Source organism: Hydrogenophaga sp., assembly GCF_048549895.1.
In the GTDB taxonomy this organism is placed as follows: domain Bacteria; phylum Pseudomonadota; class Gammaproteobacteria; order Burkholderiales; family Burkholderiaceae_C; genus Hydrogenophaga.
The window spans coordinates 16,513-37,911 of sequence record NZ_JBLYYB010000046.1 but is presented as its reverse complement, the minus strand read 5'-3'; the positions used below and the strand labels follow the sequence as shown (position 1 = coordinate 37,911).

The following is a 21,399-nucleotide window of genomic DNA, read 5'->3' as shown; positions in this document are numbered from 1 at the left end:
TGGCGTGCTGGGGTTCAGATCAGCGGCACACCGGCGGCGTGCAACACCTGCGCTGTCTCGTGCGCGGGCAAGCCCATGATGCCCGAATAGCTGCCGCTGATGTGGCTCACCCACAGGCTGGCGCGGCCCTGGATGGCATAAGCCCCGGCCTTGCCCATGGGCTCGCCGCTGGCCACGTAACGTGCGATCTGCATCGCCGTCAACGGCTCGAAGGTGACCCACGAGGTGGACAGGGCTGCGTGCACGCGCGGGCTGCGTTTACCGGGCACCCCCACCGCCACCGCAGTGAGCACCCGGTGGCGCTGACCCGCAAGGCTGGCGAGCATGTGTTTCGCCTCGGCGGCGTCCGCCGGCTTGCCCAGGATGCGCCGGCCCAGCGCCACCGTGGTGTCGGCGCAGAGCACGGGCGCGGGCGGCAGGCCACGGCGTTTCAAGCGGTCGAGGGAGGCCTGCAGCTTCAGGCCCGTCACACGCTGCACGTACGCCGCTGGTGCCTCGCCCTTCAACACCACCTCAAGCGACTCGGCGTCTTCATCGGCATCGGGCAGCAGCAGTTCACAACGAACGCCCCACTGCTCCAGCAGTTGTTTGCGACGAGGACTTTGCGAGGCGAGGTAGATGAATTCGCTCATTCTCTGTGGTACGGGTGGTTGGCGTTGACAGACCACGCGCGGTAGAGCTGCTCGATCAGCAGCACCCGCACCATGGCGTGCGGCAAGGTGAGGTCGGACAAACGGATGCGCTGGTGCGCCGCGGCGCGAAAGCCTGGGTCCAGGCCGTCGGGTCCACCGATCACCAGGGCCACGTCGTCGCTCTCCAGCTGCCACTCGTTCAACTGCTGCGCCAGCGCTTTGGTGGTGAGGGTGGTGCCGCGCTCGTCCAGTGCCACGATGCGCGAGCCGCGCGGGATCGCGGCTTCGATGCGCTCGCGCTCGGCAGAAAGCAGCGTCTCCAATGTCTTGGAGCCGCGCGGCTCGGTCTTGACGGCTTTGAGTTCCACCCGAAGCTCGGGTGGGAAGCGCTTGGCGTAATCGTCGTAGGCGGTCTGGGCCCAGTCGGGCACCCGCTGCCCGACCGCGACGATCAGCAGCTTCATGCCTTGCGGGGGGCAGCGGCCTTGGTGGTTTTGCGCGCGGGCGCCTTGGCTGCCGGTTTGGCGGCTGCCTTCGGTGCTGCTTTGGGCGCTGTTTTGGCAGCGGCCTTGGGCGCCGACTTCACGGCCGGCTTCGCACTCGGCGCCACGCGCGGTTTGACCACCAGTTTCTGCAACGCGGTTTTTGGCGCGGCTGCGGGTTTGCGGGTGGACTTGGCAGCCGTGGTTTTGACCGGGGCCGACTTGGCTGCCGTCTTCACCGCAGGCTTCTTGCTCGCCGTTTTGGCCGGCGCGGCGGTAGCGGTGCGCGCCGCCGACTGAGCAGCCTTGCGCGCCGTGCTCTTGGCGGGCTGCGCGGCGGCGGTCGCCACCGGCTTCTTGCGGCTCTTGGCAGCGGGCTTGGCCTCGGCCACCACGGGCTTTTCGGCGCCATGCTTCAGGCGAACCGGCTTGGCGCCCCAGATTTCTTCGAGCCGGTAGTACTGGCGGATCACGGGTTGCATCACATGGGCCACAGCCGCGCCACAGTCCACGATGATCCATTCGCCGTTGTCCTCGCCCTCGATGCGGGGTTTGTCGAAGCCGGCTTCGCGCACGGCATCGCGCACGCTGGCGGCCAGGGCTTTTGTCTGGCGGTTCGAGGTGCCGCTGGCAACGATCACGCGCTCGAAGAGCGGTGAGAGGTGTTCGGTGTTGAAAACCACGATGTCCTGACCCTTGACGTCCTCCAGCCCGTCGACAATGGCGCGCTGGAGTCTCTGGATGTCTTTTTTGGCAATGGTTTCGCTGGTCATGAAGGCTTCTGATAAAGGTGATGGGTTGAAATGTAGCCTGCGACGGCCTCGGGCACCAGAACCTCCAGGGCGGCGGTGCTCTGCGCCGCCTGTCCCAGCCGGGCCCGCACGGCGGTCGCGCTGATGTTCTTGAGCGGCATGTCCAGCCGCTCGAAAGGCAGATTCACCTGCGACAGATCGGTCTCCACCGCCTGGTCGAGTGGGGCGTCGGCACCAATGTTGGTGGCGCGGTTGGCCACCGCCAGCGTGGCCAGCTCCAGCACTTCCTGCCAGCGCACCCAGGTGCGAAATGCGAGCAACTGGTCGGCGCCGAGCACGAGAAACAGTTGTGCGCCCGGGTACTCCCGGGCGAGCTCGCGCAGCGTGTCAGCGGTGTAGCTGGGGCCTTCGCGGTGGATTTCGCGTTCGTCGATCTTCACCCGGGCCAGGTCGTCGAACGCCAGATGGCACATGGCCACACGGTCAACGGCGGGCGAGAGCACCCGGGTCTTGTGCCAGGCGTGGCCGGTGGGCAGGATGTGCAGCGCGTCCAGCCCGAGTTGCTTGAGCGCGGTTTCGGCCAGCGCGCGGTGCGCCCAGTGCGGTGGATCGAATGCCCCGCCGAACATGCCCACGCGCTGCGGGCTCGCAGTGCCCTGCTTCAAAGCCAGTCCTTGCGCACCAGAAAGTCCTTGTAAAGCCGCTCTTCGGGTGTGCCTTTTTTGGTCTTGCGGTTGTAGGCCCAGCTCACCAGCGGTGGCATGGACAACAGAATGGATTCGCTGCGCCCGCCCGACTGCAGGCCGAAGTGCGTACCGCGGTCCCACACCAGGTTGAATTCAACGTAGCGACCACGGCGGTACAACTGAAAGCTGCGCTCGCGCTCGCCATACGGCGTGTTCTTGCGGCGGTCGACGATGGGCAGGTAGGCGTCGAGGAAAGCATCGCCCACCGAGCTCATCATGGCGAAGCTGCCGTCAAAGCCGAGTTCGGAAAAGTCGTCGAAGAACACACCGCCGATGCCGCGCTGCTCGTCGCGGTGCTTCAAATAGAAATACTCGTCGCACCAGGTTTTGAAGCGGGGGTACTTGTCCACGCCGAAGGGGTCGAGCGCAGTCTTGGTCGAGCGGTGGAAGTGCACCGCGTCTTCTTCAAAGCCGTAGTAAGGCGTGAGGTCCATGCCGCCGCCGAACCAGCACACCGGCTCGCCACCCGCCGGTGTGGCAGCAAGCATGCGCACGTTCATGTGCACGGTGGGCACATAGGGATTGCGCGGGTGAAACACCAGCGACACACCCATGGCCTCAAACGGCGCGCCGTTGAGCTCGGGCCGGTGAGCGGTGGCCGAGGGCGGCAGGCGCGGGCCGGTCACGTGCGAGAAGCCGCAACCTGCGCGCTCGAACACAGCCCCGTCTTCCAGAATCTGCGTGATGCCGTTGCCTTGCAGGACCTCGCCCGCCGGTTTGGTCCAGCGGTCCACCACGAAGCTGCCACCGTCCACCATGGCCACGGTCGAGGTGATGCGGTCCTGCAGGTCGATGAGGAACTCGCGCACGGAAGACAGGGAAGTCTGTTTCATGGTCTGACCGAATCGTCGGGGAAAGGCCGGAAAAAGGGGCGGCTGCGCTGGCGGCTCGGCCGAGGGTGCCGGCCGGGTTCAGAGTGCACGGTAACCGATGTCGCGGCGGCACTGCATGCCGTCGAAGCGGATGCCGTCCACCACCGCGTAGGCGCGCTGCTGCGCGAGCGCCACCGTGTCGGCCAGGGCGGTCACACACAACACGCGGCCGCCCGAGACCTGCACCTCGTTGCCGGCCGAGGCCGTGCCCGCGTGGAACACCATGCGGTCGGCGGCATCGGACGGCAGCCCGGTGATGGCGTCGCCCTTGCGCGGGTTCAGCGGGTAGCCGGCAGCGGCCAGCACCACGCCCAGCGCCACGCGGGGGTCCCAATCGAGGTTCACACGGTCCAGCTCGGTGCGCGTGGCCGAGAGCAGCACCTGCGTGAGGTTGCTCTTGAGGCGCATCATGATCGGCTGCGTCTCGGGGTCGCCCATGCGGCAGTTGAATTCCAACGTCTTGACGCGGCCATCGGGCGTGATCATCAGACCCGCGTAGAGGAAGCCGGTGTACGGAATGCCGTCGGCGGCCATGCCGCGCAGCGTGGGCAGGATCACCTCGTTCATGGCGCGCTCGTGCACCGCAGGCGTGACCACCGGTGCGGGCGAATACGCGCCCATGCCACCGGTGTTGGGGCCCAGGTCGGCGTCCAGCAGGCGCTTGTGGTCCTGGCTGGTGGCCAGCGCCAGCGCGTGTTCACCGTCGCACAGCACGATGAAACTGGCTTCTTCGCCTTCGAGGAATTCTTCAATGACCACCCGTGCGCCGCCTTCGTTGTGCGCCACGCCCAGCGTGTTGTCGAGCAGCATGAAGTCGATGGCTTCGTGCGCCTCGGCCAAGGTCATGGCGACCACCACGCCCTTGCCTGCAGCCAGGCCGTCGGCCTTGACGACGATGGGCGCGCCTTCGGCGTCCACGTAGGCGTGGGCCAGCGCCGGATCGGTGAACGCCTGGTATTTGGCGGTGGGGATGCCATGACGCTGCATGAAGGCCTTGGAGAAAGCCTTGGAGCTTTCCAGCTGGGCAGCGGCTTTCGTGGGGCCAAAGATCGGCAGGCCGTGCGCGCGGAATTCGTCCACCACGCCGGCGGCCAGGGGCGCTTCAGGCCCCACCACAGTGAGCGCCACGCCTTGGGCCTGCGCCCATTCGCGAAGCGCCACCTTGTCGGTGATGTCGAGGTTGATCAGATCCGGGTCGCGCGCCGTGCCGGCGTTGCCGGGTGCCACAAACACCTGGTCCACGCCCTCGTCGTGTTTGAGTTTCCAGGCCAGGGCGTGTTCGCGGCCACCGCCGCCAATGACAAGAACTTTCATGCGTGAATCTCTGCGTTGTGGAAAACGCCTTGCACGTCGTCCAGGTCTTCCAGCACGTCCAGCAGTTTCTGCATGCGAAGCGCGTCGTCGCCGGTGAGCTCCACCGTGTTCTCGGCACGCATGGTCACTTCCGCAATTTCAGGCGTGAGGCCGGCCGCTTCCAGCGCGTTCTTGACGGCTTCGAATTCTGTGGGTGAGGTCAGCACCTCGATAGCGCCGTCGGCGTCTGTGATCACGTCGTCGGCGCCGGCTTCCAGCGCCACCTCCATCACCTTGTCTTCCGACGTGCCCGGCGCAAACACCAGCTGGCCGCAGTGCTTGAACTGGAACGACACCGAACCGTCGGTGCCCAGGTTGCCGCCGTGTTTGCTGAAGGCGTGGCGCACCTCGGCCACGGTGCGGACCTTGTTGTCGGTCATGGTGTCGATGATCACGGCCGCACCCGCGATGCCGTAGCCCTCGTAGCGAATCTCTTCCAGGCTCACACCCTCCAGCGTGCCGGAGGCCTTTTCCACGTTGTATTTGATGCGGTCGGCCGGCATGTTGGCGGCCTTGGCCTTGTCGATGGCCAGTCGCAGGCGCGGGTTCATGGCCGGGTCGCCGCCGCCCTGGCGCGCGGCCACGGTGATTTCACGGATGACGCGGGTCCAGATCTTTCCGCGCTTTTCGTCCTGGCGACCCTTGCGGTGCTGAATGTTTGCCCATTTGCTGTGTCCGGCCACGAAATTGTCCTTTTGCCTGCTTGGGCTTTGATCTAATAAGCCTGCGATTTTACGTTTTCACCCGCCCTGCCCCGAACCCGCACACAAGGAAGCTCCGCCATGGCCGAACCGATGCTGATCGCCCAGAACGCCAACACCACCTGCCAGCTGCTGCCGGGCCTGGCCAACCGCCATGGATTGATCACCGGCGCCACCGGCACCGGCAAGACGGTGACGCTGCAAACCCTGGCCGAGCAGTTCTCCAACATCGGCGTGCCGGTGTTCATGGCCGACGTGAAAGGCGATCTCTCCGGCATCAGCCAGAAAGGCAGTTTCGGCGAAAAGATCAGCAAGGTGCTGCAAGAGCGTGGCATCACCCTGCCCGCCTCGCAGGCCTGCCCCACCACGCTGTGGGACGTGTTCGGAGAGCTCGGCCACCCGGTGCGCGCCACCGTGAGCGACATGGGCCCGCTGCTGCTGGCGCGCATGCTCAACCTCAACGACACCCAGGCCGGCGTGCTCAACCTGGTGTTCAAGATCGCCGACGACAACGGCCTGCTGCTGCTGGACATGAAAGACCTGCGGGCCATGCTGCAGCACATCGGCGACAACGCCAAACAGTTCACCACCGAGTACGGCAACATCAGCGCGGCCAGCATCGGCGCGATCCAGCGCGGGTTGATGCAGGTGGAGCAGCAAGGCGGCGACCAGTTCTTTGGCGAGCCCATGCTCGACATCAGCGACTTCATGCAAACGGTGGACGGCAAGGGTGTGATCAACATCCTGGCCGCCGACAAGCTCATGAACGCGCCACGCCTGTACGCCACCTTTTTGCTGTGGATGCTCTCCGAACTGTTCGAGACCCTGCCCGAGATCGGCGACCCCGAGAAACCCAAGCTGGTGTTCTTCTTCGACGAGGCCCACCTGCTGTTCAACGAAGCGCCCAAGGTGCTGATCGAGCGCATCGAACTCGTGGTGCGCCTGGTGCGCTCCAAGGGCGTGGGCGTGTATTTCGTGACCCAGAACCCGCTGGACATTCCCGACAGCGTGCTGGGCCAGTTGGGCAACCGCGTGCAGCACGCGCTGCGCGCTTTCACGCCACGCGACCAGAAGGCGGTGAAGTCCACCGCGCAGACCATGCGGCCCAAGGCCGGGCTGGACATCGAAGCCGCCATCACCGAACTCGCCGTGGGTGAGGCGCTGGTGAGCCTGCTCGACGCGAAGGGCCGGCCGAGTGAGACCGAGCGCGTGTTCGTGGTGCCACCGGGCAGCCAGCTCGGGCCCATCACCGATGCGCAGCGCCAGCAACTGCGCCAGGACTCGCTGGTGGCCGGGGTCTACGAGAAGCTGCTCGACCGTGAAAGCGCGTACGAGATGTTTGCCAACCACGCCGGCAAACGGGGCGTGGAAGCCGAAGCCGAAACGGCGAAGGACACACCGAAGACCCCGCGCATTCCCGGCGCTGCCAAGCAGGAGGCCGAGGCCGGTGGTGGCGGTTTCGGCGGCATGGTCAACGAAGCCTTGTTCGGCCGCACCGGCCCGCGCGGCGGCCAATACGACGGCCTGGTGCAGACCATGGCCAAAACCGCAGCGCGCAGCGTGGCCAGCGGCCTGGGCCGCCAGATCGTGCGTGGCGTGCTGGGCAGCTTGCTCGGCGGCAAACGCTGAGCGCACGCACCATGAAATTCGCCTTCTACATCGTGTTGGCCGCGATCGTGCTGGCCCTGGTGGCTGCACAGGTTGGCTTGTTGAGCGGTCAACGTCCGGGTGACCTCGGCGTGAAAGACGGCCGCCTCAAGCCGCCCTCAAACACCCGCAACAGCGTGAGCAGCCAGGCCGCGCTGATGGCCGACCACCCACAGCGCGCATACGCCAGCATCGATCCCCTGCCTATGAAAGCGGGCGGCGCCTCTGCCTCGCTCAAGACACTAGAAGCGGTGCTGAGCGCCATGCCGGGGGTGACCGTCGTCGAGCAGCGCCCGGACTACGTGTACGCGCAGGCGCAAACGCGCTGGCTCAAGTTTGTGGACGACGTGGAGTTCTGGGCCAACCCCGCCAGCAACGCCATCGAGGTGCGCAGCGCCAGCCGCCTCGGGCGCGAAGACTTCGGCGTGAACCGCCAGCGCATCGAGAAGATTCGCGCGGCTTACCTTGCAGCGCCCTGAGCCGCAAGGCGGTCAACCCAAAGCAAAAGGCCCGGCATGACCGGGCCTTTTGCATGAGAAGCAGCAACTCAACCCGCCGTGGCTTCTTCTGGCTTGGCTTTGCCTTCCTTCTTGGGCAGCGGCTGGATGTCCAGATCGACCTCCTGCACTTCCTTGCCGGCCTCGTCGGTCTTGGTGACGATGTCCACCGTGAGGCGGCCACCGTCGGTCAAACGACCGAACAGCAACTCGTCGGCCAGGGCGCGACGGATGGTGTCCTGGATCAGGCGCTGCATCGGGCGCGCACCCATCAGCGGGTCGAAACCCTTCTTGGCAAGGTGCTTGCGCAGCGCATCGGTGAACGTGACCTCGACCTTCTTCTCGCCGAGTTGCGTCTCAAGCTGCAGCAGGAACTTGTCCACCACCCGCATGATGACGTTTTCATCCAGCGCCTTGAAGCTCACGGTGGCGTCCAGGCGGTTGCGGAACTCGGGCGTGAACAGGCGCTTGATGTCGGCCATCTCATCGCCCGCTTCGCGCGGGTTGGTGAAGCCGATGGTCGCCTTGTTCATGGTCTCTGCGCCCGCATTCGTCGTCATGATGATGATGACGTTGCGGAAGTCGGCCTTGCGCCCGTTGTTGTCGGTCAGCGTGCCGTGGTCCATCACCTGCAGCAAGACGTTGAAGATGTCCGGGTGCGCCTTCTCGATCTCGTCGAGCAGCAACACGCAGTGCGGCTTCTTGGTCACGGCCTCGGTCAGCAGGCCACCCTGGTCAAAACCCACGTAGCCCGGAGGCGCACCGATCAGGCGGCTCACCGCGTGGCGCTCCATGTACTCCGACATGTCGAAGCGGATCAGGTCGATGCCCATGATGTAGGCCAGTTGCTTGGCAGCCTCGGTCTTGCCGACACCCGTGGGGCCGCTGAACAGGAAGGCGCCGATCGGCTTGTCGCTCTTGCCCAGGCCGGAACGCGCCATCTTGACGGACGAGGCGAGGATCTCGAGTGCCTTGTCCTGGCCAAACACCACGCTCTTGAGATCGCGCTCCAGCGTCTGCAGCTTGCTGCGGTCGTCGTTGGACACGTTGGCCGGGGGAATGCGCGCGATCTTCGCCACGATTTCCTCGACCTCGGTCTTGCTGATGGTCTTCTTGCGCTTGGACACCGGCAGGATGCGCTGGGCGGCACCCGCCTCGTCGATCACGTCGATGGCCTTGTCGGGCAGGTGGCGGTCGTTGATGTACTTGGCGCTCAGTTCGGCCGCGGCTTGCAGGGCGGCCACCGCGTACTTCACGCCGTGGTGCTCCTCAAAGCGCGACTTCAGGCCCTTGAGGATGTCCACCGTTTCCTGCACGGTCGGCTCGACCACGTCCACCTTCTGGAAGCGGCGGCTGAGTGCCGCGTCTTTCTCGAAGATGCCGCGGTACTCGGTGAAGGTGGTTGCGCCAATGCACTTGAGCTGGCCGCTGGAGAGCGCCGGCTTGAGCAGGTTGGACGCGTCCAGCGTGCCGCCCGAGGCAGCGCCCGCGCCGATCAGGGTGTGGATCTCGTCGATGAACAGGATGGCGTTGGGGCGGTCCTTGAGCGACTTGAGAACACCTTTCAGGCGCTGCTCGAAGTCACCGCGGTACTTGGTGCCGGCCAGCAAGGCGCCCATGTCGAGCGAAAACACGCTGGAATCGGCCAGGATCTCGGGCACTTCACCCTGGGTGATGCGCCAGGCCAGGCCCTCGGCAATCGCAGTCTTGCCCACACCGGCTTCGCCCACCAGCAGCGGGTTGTTCTTGCGGCGGCGGCACAGGATCTGGATCACGCGCTCGACTTCGTACTCGCGCCCGATCAGCGGATCGATCTTGCCGTCCTTGGCCATCTGGTTGAGGTTCTGGGTGAACTGCTCCAGTGGCGAGGCTTTTTCGTTGCTCTTGGCTTCGCCGGCCTCTTCGTTCTCGGCCGCGCTCTCGCCGGGCTTGGCAGCCTCGGGCGGATCGCTCTTGCGGATGCCGTGGGCGATGAAGTTCACCACGTCCAGGCGGGTCACGCCCTGCTGGTGCAGGTAGTACACGGCGTGCGAGTCTTTCTCGCCGAAGATGGCCACCAGCACGTTGGCGCCGGTGACTTCCTTCTTGCCGTTGCCGGTGGATTGCACATGCATGATGGCGCGCTGGATCACGCGCTGGAAACCCAGCGTGGGCTGTGTGTCCACCTCGTCGGTGCCGGCCACCTGAGGGGTGTTGTCCTTGATGAAGTTCGTCAAGGACTTGCGGAGGTCGTCGATGTTGGCCGAGCAGGCGCGCAACACTTCAGCGGCGCTGGGGTTGTCCAGCAGCGCGAGCAACAGGTGCTCGACCGTGATGAATTCGTGCCGCTGCTGCCGGGCCTCGACAAAGGCCATATGCAAGCTGACTTCAAGTTCCTGGGCAATCATGGGGCACGTCCTTTGGGCTGGGATGATCGGGAAAGCAAATGTCTGAAAAAAGAACAGAACGGGTTCGTGGGGTCAGATGAGGCGGTTTGCGTTTTATTCAACCGGCTCGCTCATGCATTGCAAAGGATGGCCGGCGGCGCGGGCCGCCTGGAGGACCTGATCGACCTTGGTGCTGGCCACGTCGCGTGAATAAACACCACAGATGCCTTTTCCTTCCAGGTGGATCTTGAGCATGATCTGGGTGGCGGTTTCGCGGTCCTTGCTGAAGAACTCCTGGATGACGTGCACCACAAACTCCATGGGCGTGAAGTCGTCGTTGAGCAGGACCACCTGGAACATCTGGGGAGGCTTGGTGCGCTGGGCACGCCGTTCGAGCACCACCGACTCGTCGTTGCTGACGCTGGGTGGCGCCGTCGGGTTTTCGGGTTTTTTGGGGTTCTGGGTGGCCATGAAAACCATTCTAGCGGCGCGTATCCGCCCACATCACCATGCGGGATTAGGTGAAGCGCGGAGCGCACAACCCAGCCCAGGTCCGCAGGCGGAGCCGACGTGCGAGGCATGGTTTTTTCCATGCCTCATTGTGAGGGGAAAGGTGAAAACAAAACCGCAGAGCAAGCGGTTTTTGGGGGTGTAGTTCGCAATATCGGGCGACGGATGGAGCCGGTTGGAATGCAACCGGCGCCGACGCCTCACATGTTGCCGATCATCACCCCGCCAAAACCCGAACAACTGACCTGGGTGGCCCCCTCCATCTGGCGTGCGAAGTCGTAAGTGACCTTCTTGCTCAGAATGGATTTTTCGAGCGAGCTGATGATCAGGTCCGCAGCCTCTTTCCAGCCCATGTGGCGCAGCATCATCTCGGCCGAGAGAATCTCGGAGCCGGGATTCACGTAGTCCTTGCCCGCGTACTTGGGCGCGGTGCCGTGGGTGGCCTCGAAACAGGCCACAGAGTCCGACAGGTTGGCACCCGGAGCGATACCGATGCCGCCCACCTGCGCGGCCAGCGCGTCGGAAATGTAGTCACCATTCAGGTTGAGCGTCGCGATCACCGAGTACTCCGCCGGGCGCAGCAGTATCTGCTGCAGAAAGGCGTCGGCGATGCTGTCCTTGACGATGATGTCCCGCCCGGTCTTGGGGTTCTTGAACTTGCACCACGGGCCCTCGTCGATCAGCACGGCGCCGAATTCCTTGCGGGCCAGGGCGTAGGCCCAGTCGCGGAAGCCACCTTCGGTGTACTTCATGATGTTGCCCTTGTGCACGATGGTCACGTTGGGCTTGTCGTTGTCGATGGCGTACTGGATGGCCTTGCGCACCAGGCGCTCGGTGCCTTCGATCGACACCGGCTTGATGCCGATGCCCGAGGTGTTGGGAAAGCGGATCTTGGTCACGCCCATCTCGTCCACCAGGAACTTGATGAGCTTTTTGGCCTTTTCGGATTCGGCCTCGTACTCAATGCCGGCGTAGATGTCTTCCGAGTTCTCGCGGAAGACCACCATGTTGGTCTTTTCAGGCTCTTTCAGCGGGGAAGGCACGCCCTTGAAATACTGCACCGGGCGCAGGCAGACGTAGAGATCGAGCTCCTGGCGCAGCGCCACGTTGAGCGAGCGGATGCCGCCGCCCACCGGTGTGGTCAGCGGGCCCTTGATGGACACCACGTACTCGCGCAGCACCGCCAGGGTTTCTTCGGGCAGCCAGACATCGGGGCCGTAGATGCGGGTGGACTTTTCGCCTGCGTAGACCTCCATCCAGTGGATCTTTCGCTGACCGCCGTAGGCCTTTTCCACCGCAGCATCGACCACCTGGAGCATCACGGGCGTGATGTCCAGGCCCGTCCCGTCGCCTTCGATGTACGGCACGATGGGCTGGTCCGGCACGTTGAGCGACATGTCGGCGTTGACGGTGATTTTCTGGCCCTCCGTGGGCACTTTGATATGTTGGTACATGGGCGAAATTTTCGCACGCCGCACCCTGCGCGGGTTGATGGCGGACAATGAATGCCCGAGTCGAACCACCCCACCACCTGCATGAAAAAACTGTCCATCCGCCTGCTGTGCCTGCTGGCCCTTGTGACCGCAACGGCATGGTCCCAGGAAGCACCTCAGTTGCAACTCCCCAGAGTCACCTTGTCGGCCGGCATGCACCTGATCAACGCGCAGGTGGCTGCCACACCACAGCAGCGGGCAGTCGGCCTCATGTTTCGCAAGGAAATGCCGGTCAACGAAGGCATGCTGTTTGCTTTCGAGCAGCCCTCCGAGCAATGTTTCTGGATGAAGAACACCCTGCTCCCGCTGACGGCGGCGTTTGTGTCGGACGACGGCACCATCGTCAACCTGGCCGACATGCAACCGCAGAGCCTGGCTTCGCATTGCTCCACCAAGCCGGTGCGCTTCGTGCTGGAGATGAACAAGGGCTGGTTTGACAAGCGCGGCCTGAAGGCCGGCTCAAAGCTGAGCGGCCCACCGTTCACACGGTAGGCCGCTTCATCGACTCACACGCAGCCTTCAGGCCTGAACAGAGGCCAGCGCCGCGTTGAAGGTCTTGCTCGGCCGCATGATGGATTCGAGCTTGTCGAAGTCGGGCCTGTAGTAACCGCCGATGTCCACCGGCTGGCCTTGCACGGCGGCCAACTCGGCCACGATGGTTTTCTCGTTGTCGGTCAGTTGTTTGGCCAGCGGCGCAAACCGGGCGGCCAGCGCCGGGTCGTCGGTTTGCGCGGCGAGTTCCTGCGCCCAGTACAACGCCAGGTAAAACTGGCTGCCCCGGTTGTCGAGCTGGCCGGTTTTGGGTGAGGGATTCTTGTTGTTGTCCAGCAGCTTGCCTGTGGCGGCATCCAGCGTCTTGGCCAGCACCTTGGCCTGCAGGTTGCCGGTCTTCAGACCCAGGTCTTCCATGGACACAGCCAGTGCCAGAAACTCGCCGAGTGAGTCCCAGCGCAGGTGGTTTTCTTCCACCAGTTGCTGCACGTGCTTGGGCGCCGAGCCACCGGCACCGGTTTCGTACATGCCACCGCCGGCCATCAGCGGCACGATGGACAGCATCTTGGCGCTGGTGCCCAGTTCCATGATGGGGAACAGGTCGGTCAAATAGTCGCGCAAGATGTTGCCGGTGGCGCTGATGGTGTCCAGCCCACGGATCACGCGCTCCAGCGTGTAACGCATGGCGCGCACCTGGCTCATGATCTGGATGTCCAGGCCCGCCGTGTTGTGCTCGTGCAGGTACATCTTGACCTTGGTGATCATCTGCGCCTCGTGCGGGCGGTACTGGTCGAGCCAGAACACCACCGGCATGCCGGAGTTGCGCGCACGGCTCACGGCCAGCTTGACCCAGTCGCGGATGGCAGCGTCCTTCACCTGGCACATGCGCCAGATGTCGCCCTGCTCCACGTTCTGGCTCAGCAGCACTTCGCCGGTGGCCAGATCGGTGATGTTGGCCACACCGACTTCGGTGATCACGAAGGTCTTGTCGTGCGAGCCGTATTCCACGGCCTGCTGTGCATCAGGCCCACGTTGGGCACGGTGCCCATGGTCTTGGGGTCGAAGGCGCCGTGCCATTTGCAGAAGTTGATGATCTCCTGGTAGATGCGGGCAAAGGTCGACTCGGGCATCACGGCCTTCACGTCCTTCAGGCGGCCGTCGGCCCCCCACATCTTGCCGCTGTTGCGGATCATGGCGGGCATGGAGGCGTCCACGATCACGTCGTTGGGCGAATGGAAGTTGGTGATGCCCTTGGCCGAGTCGACCATGGCCAGCTCGGGGCGGCCTTCGTGGCAGGCGTGCAGGTCGCGCTTGATCTCGTCTTGCTTGCTTTGCGGCAGCGTGGCGATCTTGTTGTACAGGTCGACCATGCCGTTGTTGACGTTCACACCCAGCTCGTCGAACAGCTTGCCGTGTTTCTCGAACGCGTCCTTGTAGAAGATCTTCACGCAGTGACCGAACACGATGGGGTGCGAGACCTTCATCATGGTGGCCTTCACATGCAGCGAGAACATCACGCCGGTCTTGTGAGCGTCCTCGATCTCTTTTTCGTAGAACTCCAGCAAGGCCTTCTTGCTCATGAACATGGAGTCGATGATTTCGCGATCGAGCAAAGACACCTTGGACTTGAGCACGATGGTCTGGCCGCTTTTGGTGATCAGCTCCATCTTCACGTCGCGCGCCTTGTCCAGCGTGATGGACTTTTCACCGTGGTAGAAGTCGCCTGCGTGCATGTGCGACACATGCGAACGCGAGGCCTGGCTCCACTCGCCCATGCTGTGCGGGTTCTTGCGGGCGTATTCCTTCACCGCCCGGGGTGCGCGGCGGTCCGAGTTGCCTTCGCGCAGCACCGGGTTGACCGCGCTGCCGGTGCACTTTGAATAGCGCGCCCGAAGCTCTTTCTCTTCGTCGGTTTTTGGGTTCTCGGGGTAGTCCGGAATCTTGTAGCCCTTGGCTTGCAGTTCCTTGATGCAGGCCACCAGTTGCGACACCGAGGCGCTGATGTTGGGCAACTTGATGATGTTGGCTTCGGGCTTGAGCGTGAGCTTGCCGAGCTCGGCGAGATGGTCAGGCACGCGCTGCGCTTCGGTCAGGCATTCGGGAAACGCGGCCAGCACACGGGCGGCCACGGAGATGTCGCTGGTGGCGACATTGATGCCGGCAGGCGCGGCGAAGGTGCGGATGATGGGCAGGAACGCGCTGGTCGCCAGCAGAGGGGCTTCGTCCGTCAGGGTGTAAATGATGGTGGGTTGCTGGCTGCTCATCGCGTATCTCCAAATTGTTGGGCTGAGGTCTTCGAAGCGTCCGGCACGCTGTCTGCGGCGGGTGGCGTCGAACCGTATGTGATTTTGCTTTCCTGAACCTGATTCAAACCCCATTTTTTGAACCACTATCTCACCATGCAAAAATCGCGACGAAATATCTGATTTCTTTTTCCGGATCGCCACCAGCAAAAAGGGCCCGAAGCTCGCGCTCCGGGCCCTGTCACTGTGAAGCCGTTGCTCAGGCGAAGTTGGCTTCGGCAAACGACCAGTTCACCAGCTTGTCGAGGAAGGTTTCCACGAACTTGGGGCGGGCGTTGCGGTAGTCGATGTAGTAGGCGTGCTCCCACACATCCACCGTCAGCAGGGCCTTGTCGCCCGTGGTCAGCGGGGTGCCAGCGGCGCCCATGTTGACGATGTCGACCGAGCCGTCGGCCTTCTTCACCAGCCAGGTCCAGCCAGAGCCGAAGTTGCCCACAGCGGACTTCACAAAGGCTTCCTTGAAGGCGGCGTAGCTGCCCCACTTGGCGGTGATGGCCGCGGCCAGCGCGCCGGACGGCTCACCGCCGCCGTTGGGCTTCATGCAATTCCAGAAGAAGGTGTGGTTCCAGATCTGCGCGGAGTTGTTGTAAATGCCGCTGCTGGATTTTTTGACGATGGACTCGAGGTCCATGGCTTCGAACTCAGTGCCTTTTTGCAGGTTGTTGAGGTTGACCACATACGCGTTGTGGTGCTTGCCGTGGTGGAACTCCAGCGTTTCGCGGCTGTAGTGGGGGGCCAGGGCGTCCAGGGCGTAGGGCAATGCGGGCAGGGTGTGTTCCATGGGGTTCCTCGTGAGTGCTGTTGTTGAGAAGCTTGCCGCCGGGCTGGGCGCGCCTGCGATCAGCAGGCGATTGTAGGCACGCGTGTGTGCAGCGACGGTGTCAGGGTTTCTGAATGTCGGGCTCCACCCGAACGTCCAGGGTGCCATCGGCCAGTGTGGCGGTGAGTGCCTGCCCGGCCTGCGCCTGCGCCGCCCGCGTCACCGCCAGTCCTTGAGCATCGGTGAGAAAGGCGTAGCCGCGCTCCAGCACCAGCTGGGGATCTAGCAGGCCCAGCGACAGTTCGCAACGGTGCAGACGCTCCTGCTGCCGTTTGAACGATCGCTGCAACGCACTCGGGAGCTGGTTCTCCAGAACCTGCAGCCGGCTGCGCCGCTGCTGCGAGCCCAGCATCCAGCCACCCTGCAGGCGATGCTGCAAACGGTTGAGCTGCTGTTGGCTGTCGTGCAGCCGGGCAGACGGTCGCCCCATGCGCTGCGCCAGCCGATCCAGCCGCTGGCCACGTTGGTCAACGATGCTGAGGACACCCGCACCCAGCCGCTCCTGCAGATAGTCGAGTTCGCCCAGGCGTTGTTCACGCGCAGGAGCACAGAGTTCGGCGGCAGCGGTGGGCGTGGGTGCCCGCAGATCGGCCACAAAGTCGGCCAGGGTGAAGTCGGTCTCGTGCCCCACACCACAAATCACCGGCATCGGTGAGCGCGCCATGAGGCGAACGAGCTCGGGGTCGTTGAACGACCATAGGTCTTCCAGCGATCCGCCACCGCGCACCAGCAACAAGACCTCGCTCTCACCGGTCTCGGCGTGGCGACGGTAGGCGGTCTGCAGGGCTGTGCACAGCTCAGCCGGGGCTTGTGCACCCTGCACCGACGCCGGGTAAATCACCACAGGCACATGGGGCACCCGCCGCCGCAGGGCTGTGACCACGTCGCGCAAGGCGGCGGCTCCCATGGAGGTGACCACGCCGATGCTGCGCGGCTGGGCGGGCAGCGGCTTCTTGCGTGCGGCCTCAAACAAGCCCTCGGCCTCCAGTTGGGCCTTGAGTCGAAGGAACTGCTCGAACAGCGCGCCCTGCCCGGCCGGCTGCAAGGTGTCCACGATCAGTTGCAGCTCGCCACGTGCACCGTACACATCGAGCTTGCCTCGCGCCTGCACGAGTTGTCCATCCCGCGGCGCAAACGTGAGCTGCTCGGCCGAGCGGCGAAACAGCGCACAGCGCACCTGCCCGGTTTCGTCTTTCAGGGAGAAATAACAATGGCCGCTGGCCGCGCGCGAAAAGCCGGAAATCTCGCCGCGCACCGCCACCGGGTTGAACCGTGCGGCCAGCGTGTCCGCCACTGCTCGCATGAGCGGGCCAACCGCCCACACACGCCCCGTCGATGGGGCGTCCGACCCCTGAAACGGCTCAGACACGTGGGTCTCCCGGGCAAAAGTGTCCACAGGCCGCATGAACACTGGCCTGTCTGTGGCGAGCACTTGCCTGGACGGGCTGGGGCGCACAGCGCATTGATTCAGAAGCTTTTTGCACTGCCTGTTTGCTGATCGTTTTGTTGAAAGTGAGGCACTGCGCGGGTGCGCGGCACAAGCGCGCCGGGTTCTTCACAAAGTTATCCACAGAATCTGTGCACGAAGCAGCGCGCCGTTCGAGACCGATAGGGTACGGGGTTGGGGGCTGTATCGCCGAGAGGGCACCACCCCTGAGACATAATCGCCGGACTGTTTTGCGCCGCACGACCCGGCGGCACCCGACTGGAGCCCAGACTTGCTTTCCATCATACAAGCCGCCGGATGGCCCATCTGGCCACTGATCCTCTGTTCCGTCATCGGATTGGCCCTCGTCATCGAGCGGTTCGTCAGTCTCAAAACAGCCAAGATCATCCCCCCCAAACTGCTGGACGAAGCCATCATGGTGTCACGCAATGGCGTGCCTGGACCGGACGTCGTGACCCAGCTCGAACAGAACTCCGTGCTCGGCGCCGTGCTGGCCAGCGGCTTTCGCACCTTCAACAGCAACCCGCGCGCCAGCGAAGACGACCTGCGCGCCAGCCTGGAAGGCGCGGGCCGCCAGGCAGCAGCGCAACTGCAGCGCTACCTCGGCGCACTCGCCACCATCGCGTCGGCTGCGCCCTTGCTCGGCCTGCTGGGCACCGTCATCGGCATGATCGAGATCTTCGGGTCGCAGGGAACCGCTGGCGTTGGCGGGGTCCCGGGCATGGGCGACCCGGCCCAACTGGCGCAAGGCATCTCGATCGCCCTCTACAACACCGCGTTCGGTCTGATCGTGGCCATCCCCGCCCTCATCTTCTGGCGCTATTTCCGCGCCCGGGTTGACGACTACCTGCTCAGTCTGGAACTGGCTGCGGAGCGGTTTGCCCGACACCTGCTGAACCTGCGCAAGCACTGAGGCCATGAATTTCCGTCCCGGAACCCGCGATGAGCCCGAGATCAACCTGATCCCGTTCATCGACATCCTCCTGGTGGTGCTCATCTTCCTCGTGCTGACCACCACCTACAGCAAATTCACCGAACTCAAGGTCAATCTGCCGGTAGCGGATGCGCAGGCGCCCAAGACCAACACGCAAGAGGTTGTGGTGGCGGTCGGCAGCGACGGGCGCTACTCGATCAACAAGCAGGTGCTCGAAGGCGCCAGCGTCGAGCTGCTCACCAGCGCACTGAGCCAGGCCTCGCAAGGCAACGCCGAGACGGTGATCATCATCAGCGCCGATGCCCAGGCCACCCACCAGTCGGTCATCAACGTGATGGACGCGGCCCGGCGCGCGGGCCTGGTGCAGATCACGTTTGCCACCCAGCAAACGGGCACCGCCTCGGCCCGTGGCAGGCCCTGACGGACAAACGCCCGACCGAGCGCCGATGAGTCGGTCAAACTGGCAGGCGCTGTGGTTGGTGCAGTCACAGCAGCGCGGTTGGCTGGCCTGCCTGCTCTGGCCGGTATCGCTGGCGTATGCCGGTCTGATGACGCTTCGCAGGACACTGTACGCACTGGGTGTTTTCAAGATCCACCGTGTCAGGGTGGCCGTGATCGTGATCGGCAATGTGGTGGTGGGCGGCGCGGGCAAAACCCCCACGGTGATTGCCGTCGTCAACCACTTGCGCGATCAGGGCTGGCGACCCGGTGTGGTGTCTCGTGGTCATGGGCGTCGCAGCCGCGAAGTGGTCGACGTCACCGCCGACACCCCCCCCGACGACAGCGGTGACGAACCCGCCCTGGTTCATGGGAGCACCGGTGTCCCCGTGTTTGTGGCTGCGAGCCGGGTCGCTGCGGCACATGCCTTGCTGGACGCCCACCCGGAGGTCAACGTTCTCGTGTGCGACGACGGCTTGCAGCATTGGGCGCTGCACCGCGATGTGCAAGTGGTTGTGTTTGACGACCGTGGCACGGGAAATGGCTGGTTGCTGCCCGCTGGGCTGCTGCGTGAGGCATGGCCGCGCCAAAGTCCGGCGAAGGACCTGGTGCTGCTGCAGCACCGGGAGGACACACCAGCAACGACCTTGATCAACGCGCCAGGGGCACAGCAGTTCAATGCAACGCGACGGCTTGCCTCCCACGCAGTGGGACCAGACGGGGAGCGAATGCCATTGCAAACGCTGCGCACTCACCGACTGACCGCGGTGGCCGGTATCGCAAGGCCCTCCGTTTTTTTTGACATGCTGCGTGCAGCGGGCGTGCAGCCAGAAAACGAGGTGGGCCTGCCCGACCATGCCGAGGCGGCCGACTACGCCGCGCTGCTGCAGGACCCTGAGCGAACCCTGATCTGCACCGAAAAAGATGCCGTCAAACTGCGCCCCTTGCTGGCACACACGCCAGCAAACCGAAGTCCGAAGGTGTGGGCTGTACCTCTGGAAATGACACCAGACCCCGCCTTCTTCCGCGCGCTCACCCAGCGCCTGCAGGAACGCTTGCGCGCACCCTGAATTGGCGCAGCCGGGTTGGCGCGCGACTATCATCCGCAGATGGACACCAAACTGCTCGAACTGCTGGTCTGCCCCGTCACCAAAGGGCCATTGATCTTCAACCGCGAGACCCAGGAACTGCTCTCCCGCAGTGCGCGTCTGGCCTACCCCGTGCGCGACGGCATTCCCATCCTGCTGGAGCACGAGGCCCGTCCATTGACCGAAGAAGAGGCTGCGCGGCCCAACGCACCCACGCCACTGCCATGAGTTCGCGCGAAGTCCCCAGCGGCTTCACCGTTCTGATCCCGGCCCGCCTGGCTTCCACGCGGCTTCCCGACAAACCCCTGGCCGACATCGCCGGTCTGCCCATGGTGGTGCGGGTGGCGAGGCAGGCGCAACGCAGCGCCGCCCACCGCTGCGTGGTGGCGGCAGACGATGCTCGCATCGTGCAAGCCTGTGAAGCCCACGGCGTGAGCGCGATCCTGACCCGCGTCAACCATGCCAGTGGCAGTGACCGACTGGCGGAAGCCTGCTCCCTGCTCGACCTGGCCGACGACGAGGTGGTGGTCAACGTGCAAGGTGACGAGCCTCTGATCGAGCCGGACCTCATCAATGCGGTGGCGCAAGAGCTGCACGCCAGACCCGATTGCGTCATGAGCACAGCCGCCCACACCATCGACGAGCTGGCCGACTTCCTGAACCCCAACGTGGTCAAGGTGGTCATGGACCAACGCCGGACCGCACTGTATTTCAGCCGCGCGCCCATTCCCTGGTGGCGAGATGGCATGGCACACGGCTCGGCTGGCGCGCTGCCCTCACCGCCACCCCTTCGCCATGTCGGCGTGTACGGCTATCGCGCAGGTTTCCTGCGCCGCTTCCCCGGCCTTGAGCCCGCGCCACTGGAGCTCACCGAGTCGCTGGAACAGCTGCGGGTGTTGTGGCACGGCGAGCGCATTGCGGTGCACATGAGTGCAGCAGCGCCAGGCAGCGGCGTGGACACACCAGAAGACCTCGAACGGGTCCGGCGACTGCTCGCACAAGACTGACGCGATACCCTGCCGGGCAGACTTTTTCGGGGCCATGCGCCGTAAGCCGGACGCGGGGATGTGCATGCTATCCTCAAACGGTCGCCCCGGCCCCACGCCCAGGGGCGGCCGCTCGAGACAAGCGGCCAAGCCATTGAAACATCAAAGAAGGAAAGCGATGAGACTGATTTTGTTGGGCGCGCCGGGAGCCGGTAAAGGAACGCAGGCGACGTTCATTTGCCAGAAGTACGGCATCCCCCAGATTTCCACCGGTGACATGCTGCGAGCCGCCGTCAAGGCCGGTACGCCGCTGGGATTGCAAGCCAAAGCGGTGATGGAATCCGGTGGTCTGGTCAGCGACGACCTGATCATCAATCTGGTGAAGGAACGCATCGCACAACCCGATTGCACGGGCGGCTTCCTGTTCGACGGCTTCCCTCGCACGATTCCCCAGGCTGACGCCATGAAATCGGCTGGCGTCAAGCTCGACTACGTGCTGGAGATCGATGTGCCCTTCGACGCGATCATCGAGCGCATGAGCGGTCGCCGCTCGCACCCTGCTTCGGGCCGCACCTACCACGTGAAGTTCAACCCACCCAAGGTAGAGGGCAAGGACGACGTGACCGGCGAGCCGCTCATCCAGCGCGAAGACGACAAGGAAGAAACCGTGAAGAAGCGGCTGGAGGTCTACAGCGCACAGACCCGCCCGCTGGTGGACTACTACAGCAGTTGGGCGCGCACCGATGCAGCGGCTGCGCCCCGGTACCGCGCCATCAGCGGCATGGGCTCGGTGGAAGACATCACGGCGCGGGCCTTCGAAGCGTTGTCGAAGTAAGCGGG

The 21,399-nt window shown here is 64.3% G+C and carries 21 protein-coding genes and 1 pseudogene; 9 read left to right on the top strand and 13 right to left on the bottom strand.

All coding sequences use genetic code 11. The features are described 5' to 3' along the window. Positions 1-14: 14 nt before the first annotated feature. From ACN4F8_RS04640 to ACN4F8_RS04610, 7 genes are all read right to left on the bottom strand, one after another. Entirely contained in the window at positions 15-632 is a 618-nt protein-coding gene (locus ACN4F8_RS04640; RefSeq protein WP_419472472.1) for a Maf family protein, read from the bottom strand. Beyond that, on the bottom strand, positions 629-1,096 hold the full coding sequence (gene rlmH / locus ACN4F8_RS04635; RefSeq protein ID WP_069046531.1) for a 23S rRNA (pseudouridine(1915)-N(3))-methyltransferase RlmH: 468 nt from the start codon (positions 1,094-1,096) through the stop codon (positions 629-631). Before rlmH ends, ACN4F8_RS04640 begins: the two co-directional genes overlap by 4 nt. Beyond that, positions 1,093-1,887 carry a ribosome silencing factor gene (gene rsfS, locus ACN4F8_RS04630; protein WP_419472471.1) on the bottom strand — a complete coding sequence of 265 codons (795 nt, stop codon included), beginning with the start codon at positions 1,885-1,887 and terminating at the stop codon, positions 1,093-1,095. Before rsfS ends, rlmH begins: the two co-directional genes overlap by 4 nt. Continuing rightward, entirely contained in the window at positions 1,884-2,531 is a 648-nt protein-coding gene (gene nadD / locus ACN4F8_RS04625; protein WP_419472470.1) for a nicotinate (nicotinamide) nucleotide adenylyltransferase, read from the bottom strand. Before nadD ends, rsfS begins: the two co-directional genes overlap by 4 nt. Next, a complete protein-coding gene (gene hemF / locus ACN4F8_RS04620; RefSeq protein WP_419472469.1) occupies positions 2,528-3,445 on the bottom strand; it encodes an oxygen-dependent coproporphyrinogen oxidase in 918 nt (305 codons plus the stop codon). The genes nadD and hemF overlap by 4 nt, the downstream gene beginning before the upstream one ends. Positions 3,446-3,523: 78 nt before the next feature. Beyond that, positions 3,524-4,798, bottom strand: coding sequence for a phosphoribosylamine--glycine ligase (gene purD, locus ACN4F8_RS04615; protein WP_419472468.1), 1,275 nt, complete (start codon positions 4,796-4,798; stop codon positions 3,524-3,526). Then, complete coding sequence (locus ACN4F8_RS04610) at positions 4,795-5,520, bottom strand: YebC/PmpR family DNA-binding transcriptional regulator (protein ID WP_419472467.1); 726 nt, start codon at positions 5,518-5,520, stop codon at positions 4,795-4,797. Before ACN4F8_RS04610 ends, purD begins: the two co-directional genes overlap by 4 nt. Before the next feature lie 99 nt (positions 5,521-5,619). On the opposite strand from ACN4F8_RS04610, the gene ACN4F8_RS04605 reads away from it, so the two are divergent. Together ACN4F8_RS04605 and ACN4F8_RS04600 are read left to right on the top strand one after the other, a co-directional pair. Continuing rightward, positions 5,620-7,167 (top strand): helicase HerA-like C-terminal domain-containing protein, encoded by a 1,548-nt coding sequence (locus tag ACN4F8_RS04605; protein WP_419472466.1) that lies wholly within the window; start codon positions 5,620-5,622, stop codon positions 7,165-7,167. An 11-nt stretch (positions 7,168-7,178) separates the two neighbouring features. Continuing rightward, a complete protein-coding gene (locus tag ACN4F8_RS04600) occupies positions 7,179-7,664 on the top strand; it encodes a DUF1499 domain-containing protein (protein ID WP_419472465.1) in 486 nt (161 codons plus the stop codon). 68 nt (positions 7,665-7,732) lie between these two features. Here ACN4F8_RS04600 and clpA read toward each other — a convergent pair whose 3' ends face one another. The 3 genes from clpA to icd all read right to left on the bottom strand — a co-directional run bounded on the left by clpA (position 7,733) and on the right by icd (position 12,012). Further along, positions 7,733-10,069, bottom strand: coding sequence for an ATP-dependent Clp protease ATP-binding subunit ClpA (gene clpA, locus ACN4F8_RS04595; RefSeq protein WP_419472464.1), 2,337 nt, complete (start codon positions 10,067-10,069; stop codon positions 7,733-7,735). A gap of 93 nt (positions 10,070-10,162) precedes the next feature. Next, positions 10,163-10,528 (bottom strand): ATP-dependent Clp protease adapter ClpS, encoded by a 366-nt coding sequence (clpS, locus tag ACN4F8_RS04590; protein WP_419472463.1) that lies wholly within the window; start codon positions 10,526-10,528, stop codon positions 10,163-10,165. A gap of 230 nt (positions 10,529-10,758) precedes the next feature. Then, positions 10,759-12,012 carry an NADP-dependent isocitrate dehydrogenase gene (gene icd, locus ACN4F8_RS04585; protein ID WP_419472462.1) on the bottom strand — a complete coding sequence of 418 codons (1,254 nt, stop codon included), beginning with the start codon at positions 12,010-12,012 and terminating at the stop codon, positions 10,759-10,761. Positions 12,013-12,093: 81 nt separating this feature from the next. On the opposite strand from icd, the gene ACN4F8_RS04580 reads away from it, so the two are divergent. After that, on the top strand, positions 12,094-12,543 hold the full coding sequence (locus ACN4F8_RS04580) for a DUF192 domain-containing protein (RefSeq protein ID WP_419472461.1): 450 nt from the start codon (positions 12,094-12,096) through the stop codon (positions 12,541-12,543). Between the two features lie 27 nt (positions 12,544-12,570). Here the strand turns inward: ACN4F8_RS04580 and ACN4F8_RS04575 are convergent. The 3 genes and pseudogenes from ACN4F8_RS04575 to xseA form a co-directional block, all read right to left on the bottom strand. Further along, positions 12,571-14,807, bottom strand: a pseudogene (locus tag ACN4F8_RS04575) (NADP-dependent isocitrate dehydrogenase). A gap of 238 nt (positions 14,808-15,045) precedes the next feature. After that, positions 15,046-15,627 (bottom strand): superoxide dismutase, encoded by a 582-nt coding sequence (locus tag ACN4F8_RS04570; RefSeq protein WP_419472460.1) that lies wholly within the window; start codon positions 15,625-15,627, stop codon positions 15,046-15,048. A 100-nt stretch (positions 15,628-15,727) separates the two neighbouring features. Further along, entirely contained in the window at positions 15,728-17,035 is a 1,308-nt protein-coding gene (gene xseA, locus ACN4F8_RS04565; RefSeq protein ID WP_419472459.1) for an exodeoxyribonuclease VII large subunit, read from the bottom strand. Positions 17,036-17,384: 349 nt separating this feature from the next. On the opposite strand from xseA, the gene ACN4F8_RS04560 reads away from it, so the two are divergent. The 6 genes from ACN4F8_RS04560 (at position 17,385) to adk (ending at position 21,394) form a co-directional block, all read left to right on the top strand. Next, positions 17,385-18,026 carry a MotA/TolQ/ExbB proton channel family protein gene (locus tag ACN4F8_RS04560; protein ID WP_419472458.1) on the top strand — a complete coding sequence of 214 codons (642 nt, stop codon included), beginning with the start codon at positions 17,385-17,387 and terminating at the stop codon, positions 18,024-18,026. A 4-nt stretch (positions 18,027-18,030) separates the two neighbouring features. Continuing rightward, a complete protein-coding gene (locus tag ACN4F8_RS04555) occupies positions 18,031-18,468 on the top strand; it encodes an ExbD/TolR family protein (protein ID WP_419472457.1) in 438 nt (145 codons plus the stop codon). A gap of 25 nt (positions 18,469-18,493) precedes the next feature. After that, complete coding sequence (lpxK, locus tag ACN4F8_RS04550) at positions 18,494-19,555, top strand: tetraacyldisaccharide 4'-kinase (RefSeq protein WP_419472456.1); 1,062 nt, start codon at positions 18,494-18,496, stop codon at positions 19,553-19,555. Between the two features lie 39 nt (positions 19,556-19,594). Next, a complete protein-coding gene (locus ACN4F8_RS04545; RefSeq protein WP_419472455.1) occupies positions 19,595-19,801 on the top strand; it encodes a Trm112 family protein in 207 nt (68 codons plus the stop codon). Continuing rightward, a complete protein-coding gene (gene kdsB / locus ACN4F8_RS04540) occupies positions 19,798-20,580 on the top strand; it encodes a 3-deoxy-manno-octulosonate cytidylyltransferase (protein WP_419472454.1) in 783 nt (260 codons plus the stop codon). The genes ACN4F8_RS04545 and kdsB overlap by 4 nt, the downstream gene beginning before the upstream one ends. A gap of 157 nt (positions 20,581-20,737) precedes the next feature. Beyond that, positions 20,738-21,394: an adenylate kinase gene (adk, locus tag ACN4F8_RS04535; protein ID WP_419472453.1), complete on the top strand. Its 657-nt coding sequence runs from the start codon at positions 20,738-20,740 to the stop codon at positions 21,392-21,394. Positions 21,395-21,399: the final 5 nt, after the last annotated feature.

Bases quoted from the DNA above. Each gene is read 5' to 3' on its own strand.
- icd (WP_419472462.1), bottom strand. From the start codon at position 12,012: ATGTACCAACATATCAAAGTGCCCACGGAGGGCCAGAAAATCACCGTC.
- adk (WP_419472453.1), top strand. From the start codon at position 20,738: ATGAGACTGATTTTGTTGGGCGCGCCGGGAGCCGGTAAAGGAACGCAG.
- ACN4F8_RS04555 (WP_419472457.1), top strand. From the start codon at position 18,031: ATGAATTTCCGTCCCGGAACCCGCGATGAGCCCGAGATCAACCTGATC.
- ACN4F8_RS04600 (WP_419472465.1), top strand. From the start codon at position 7,179: ATGAAATTCGCCTTCTACATCGTGTTGGCCGCGATCGTGCTGGCCCTG.
- clpA (WP_419472464.1), bottom strand. From the start codon at position 10,069: ATGATTGCCCAGGAACTTGAAGTCAGCTTGCATATGGCCTTTGTCGAG.
- ACN4F8_RS04580 (WP_419472461.1), top strand. From the start codon at position 12,094: ATGAAAAAACTGTCCATCCGCCTGCTGTGCCTGCTGGCCCTTGTGACC.
- purD (WP_419472468.1), bottom strand. From the start codon at position 4,798: ATGAAAGTTCTTGTCATTGGCGGCGGTGGCCGCGAACACGCCCTGGCC.
- ACN4F8_RS04570 (WP_419472460.1), bottom strand. From the start codon at position 15,627: ATGGAACACACCCTGCCCGCATTGCCCTACGCCCTGGACGCCCTGGCC.
- ACN4F8_RS04605 (WP_419472466.1), top strand. From the start codon at position 5,620: ATGGCCGAACCGATGCTGATCGCCCAGAACGCCAACACCACCTGCCAG.
- rlmH (WP_069046531.1), bottom strand. From the start codon at position 1,096: ATGAAGCTGCTGATCGTCGCGGTCGGGCAGCGGGTGCCCGACTGGGCC.
- rsfS (WP_419472471.1), bottom strand. From the start codon at position 1,887: ATGACCAGCGAAACCATTGCCAAAAAAGACATCCAGAGACTCCAGCGC.
- clpS (WP_419472463.1), bottom strand. From the start codon at position 10,528: ATGGTTTTCATGGCCACCCAGAACCCCAAAAAACCCGAAAACCCGACG.
- kdsB (WP_419472454.1), top strand. From the start codon at position 19,798: ATGAGTTCGCGCGAAGTCCCCAGCGGCTTCACCGTTCTGATCCCGGCC.
- ACN4F8_RS04545 (WP_419472455.1), top strand. From the start codon at position 19,595: ATGGACACCAAACTGCTCGAACTGCTGGTCTGCCCCGTCACCAAAGGG.
- ACN4F8_RS04640 (WP_419472472.1), bottom strand. From the start codon at position 632: ATGAGCGAATTCATCTACCTCGCCTCGCAAAGTCCTCGTCGCAAACAA.
- hemF (WP_419472469.1), bottom strand. From the start codon at position 3,445: ATGAAACAGACTTCCCTGTCTTCCGTGCGCGAGTTCCTCATCGACCTG.
- lpxK (WP_419472456.1), top strand. From the start codon at position 18,494: ATGAGTCGGTCAAACTGGCAGGCGCTGTGGTTGGTGCAGTCACAGCAG.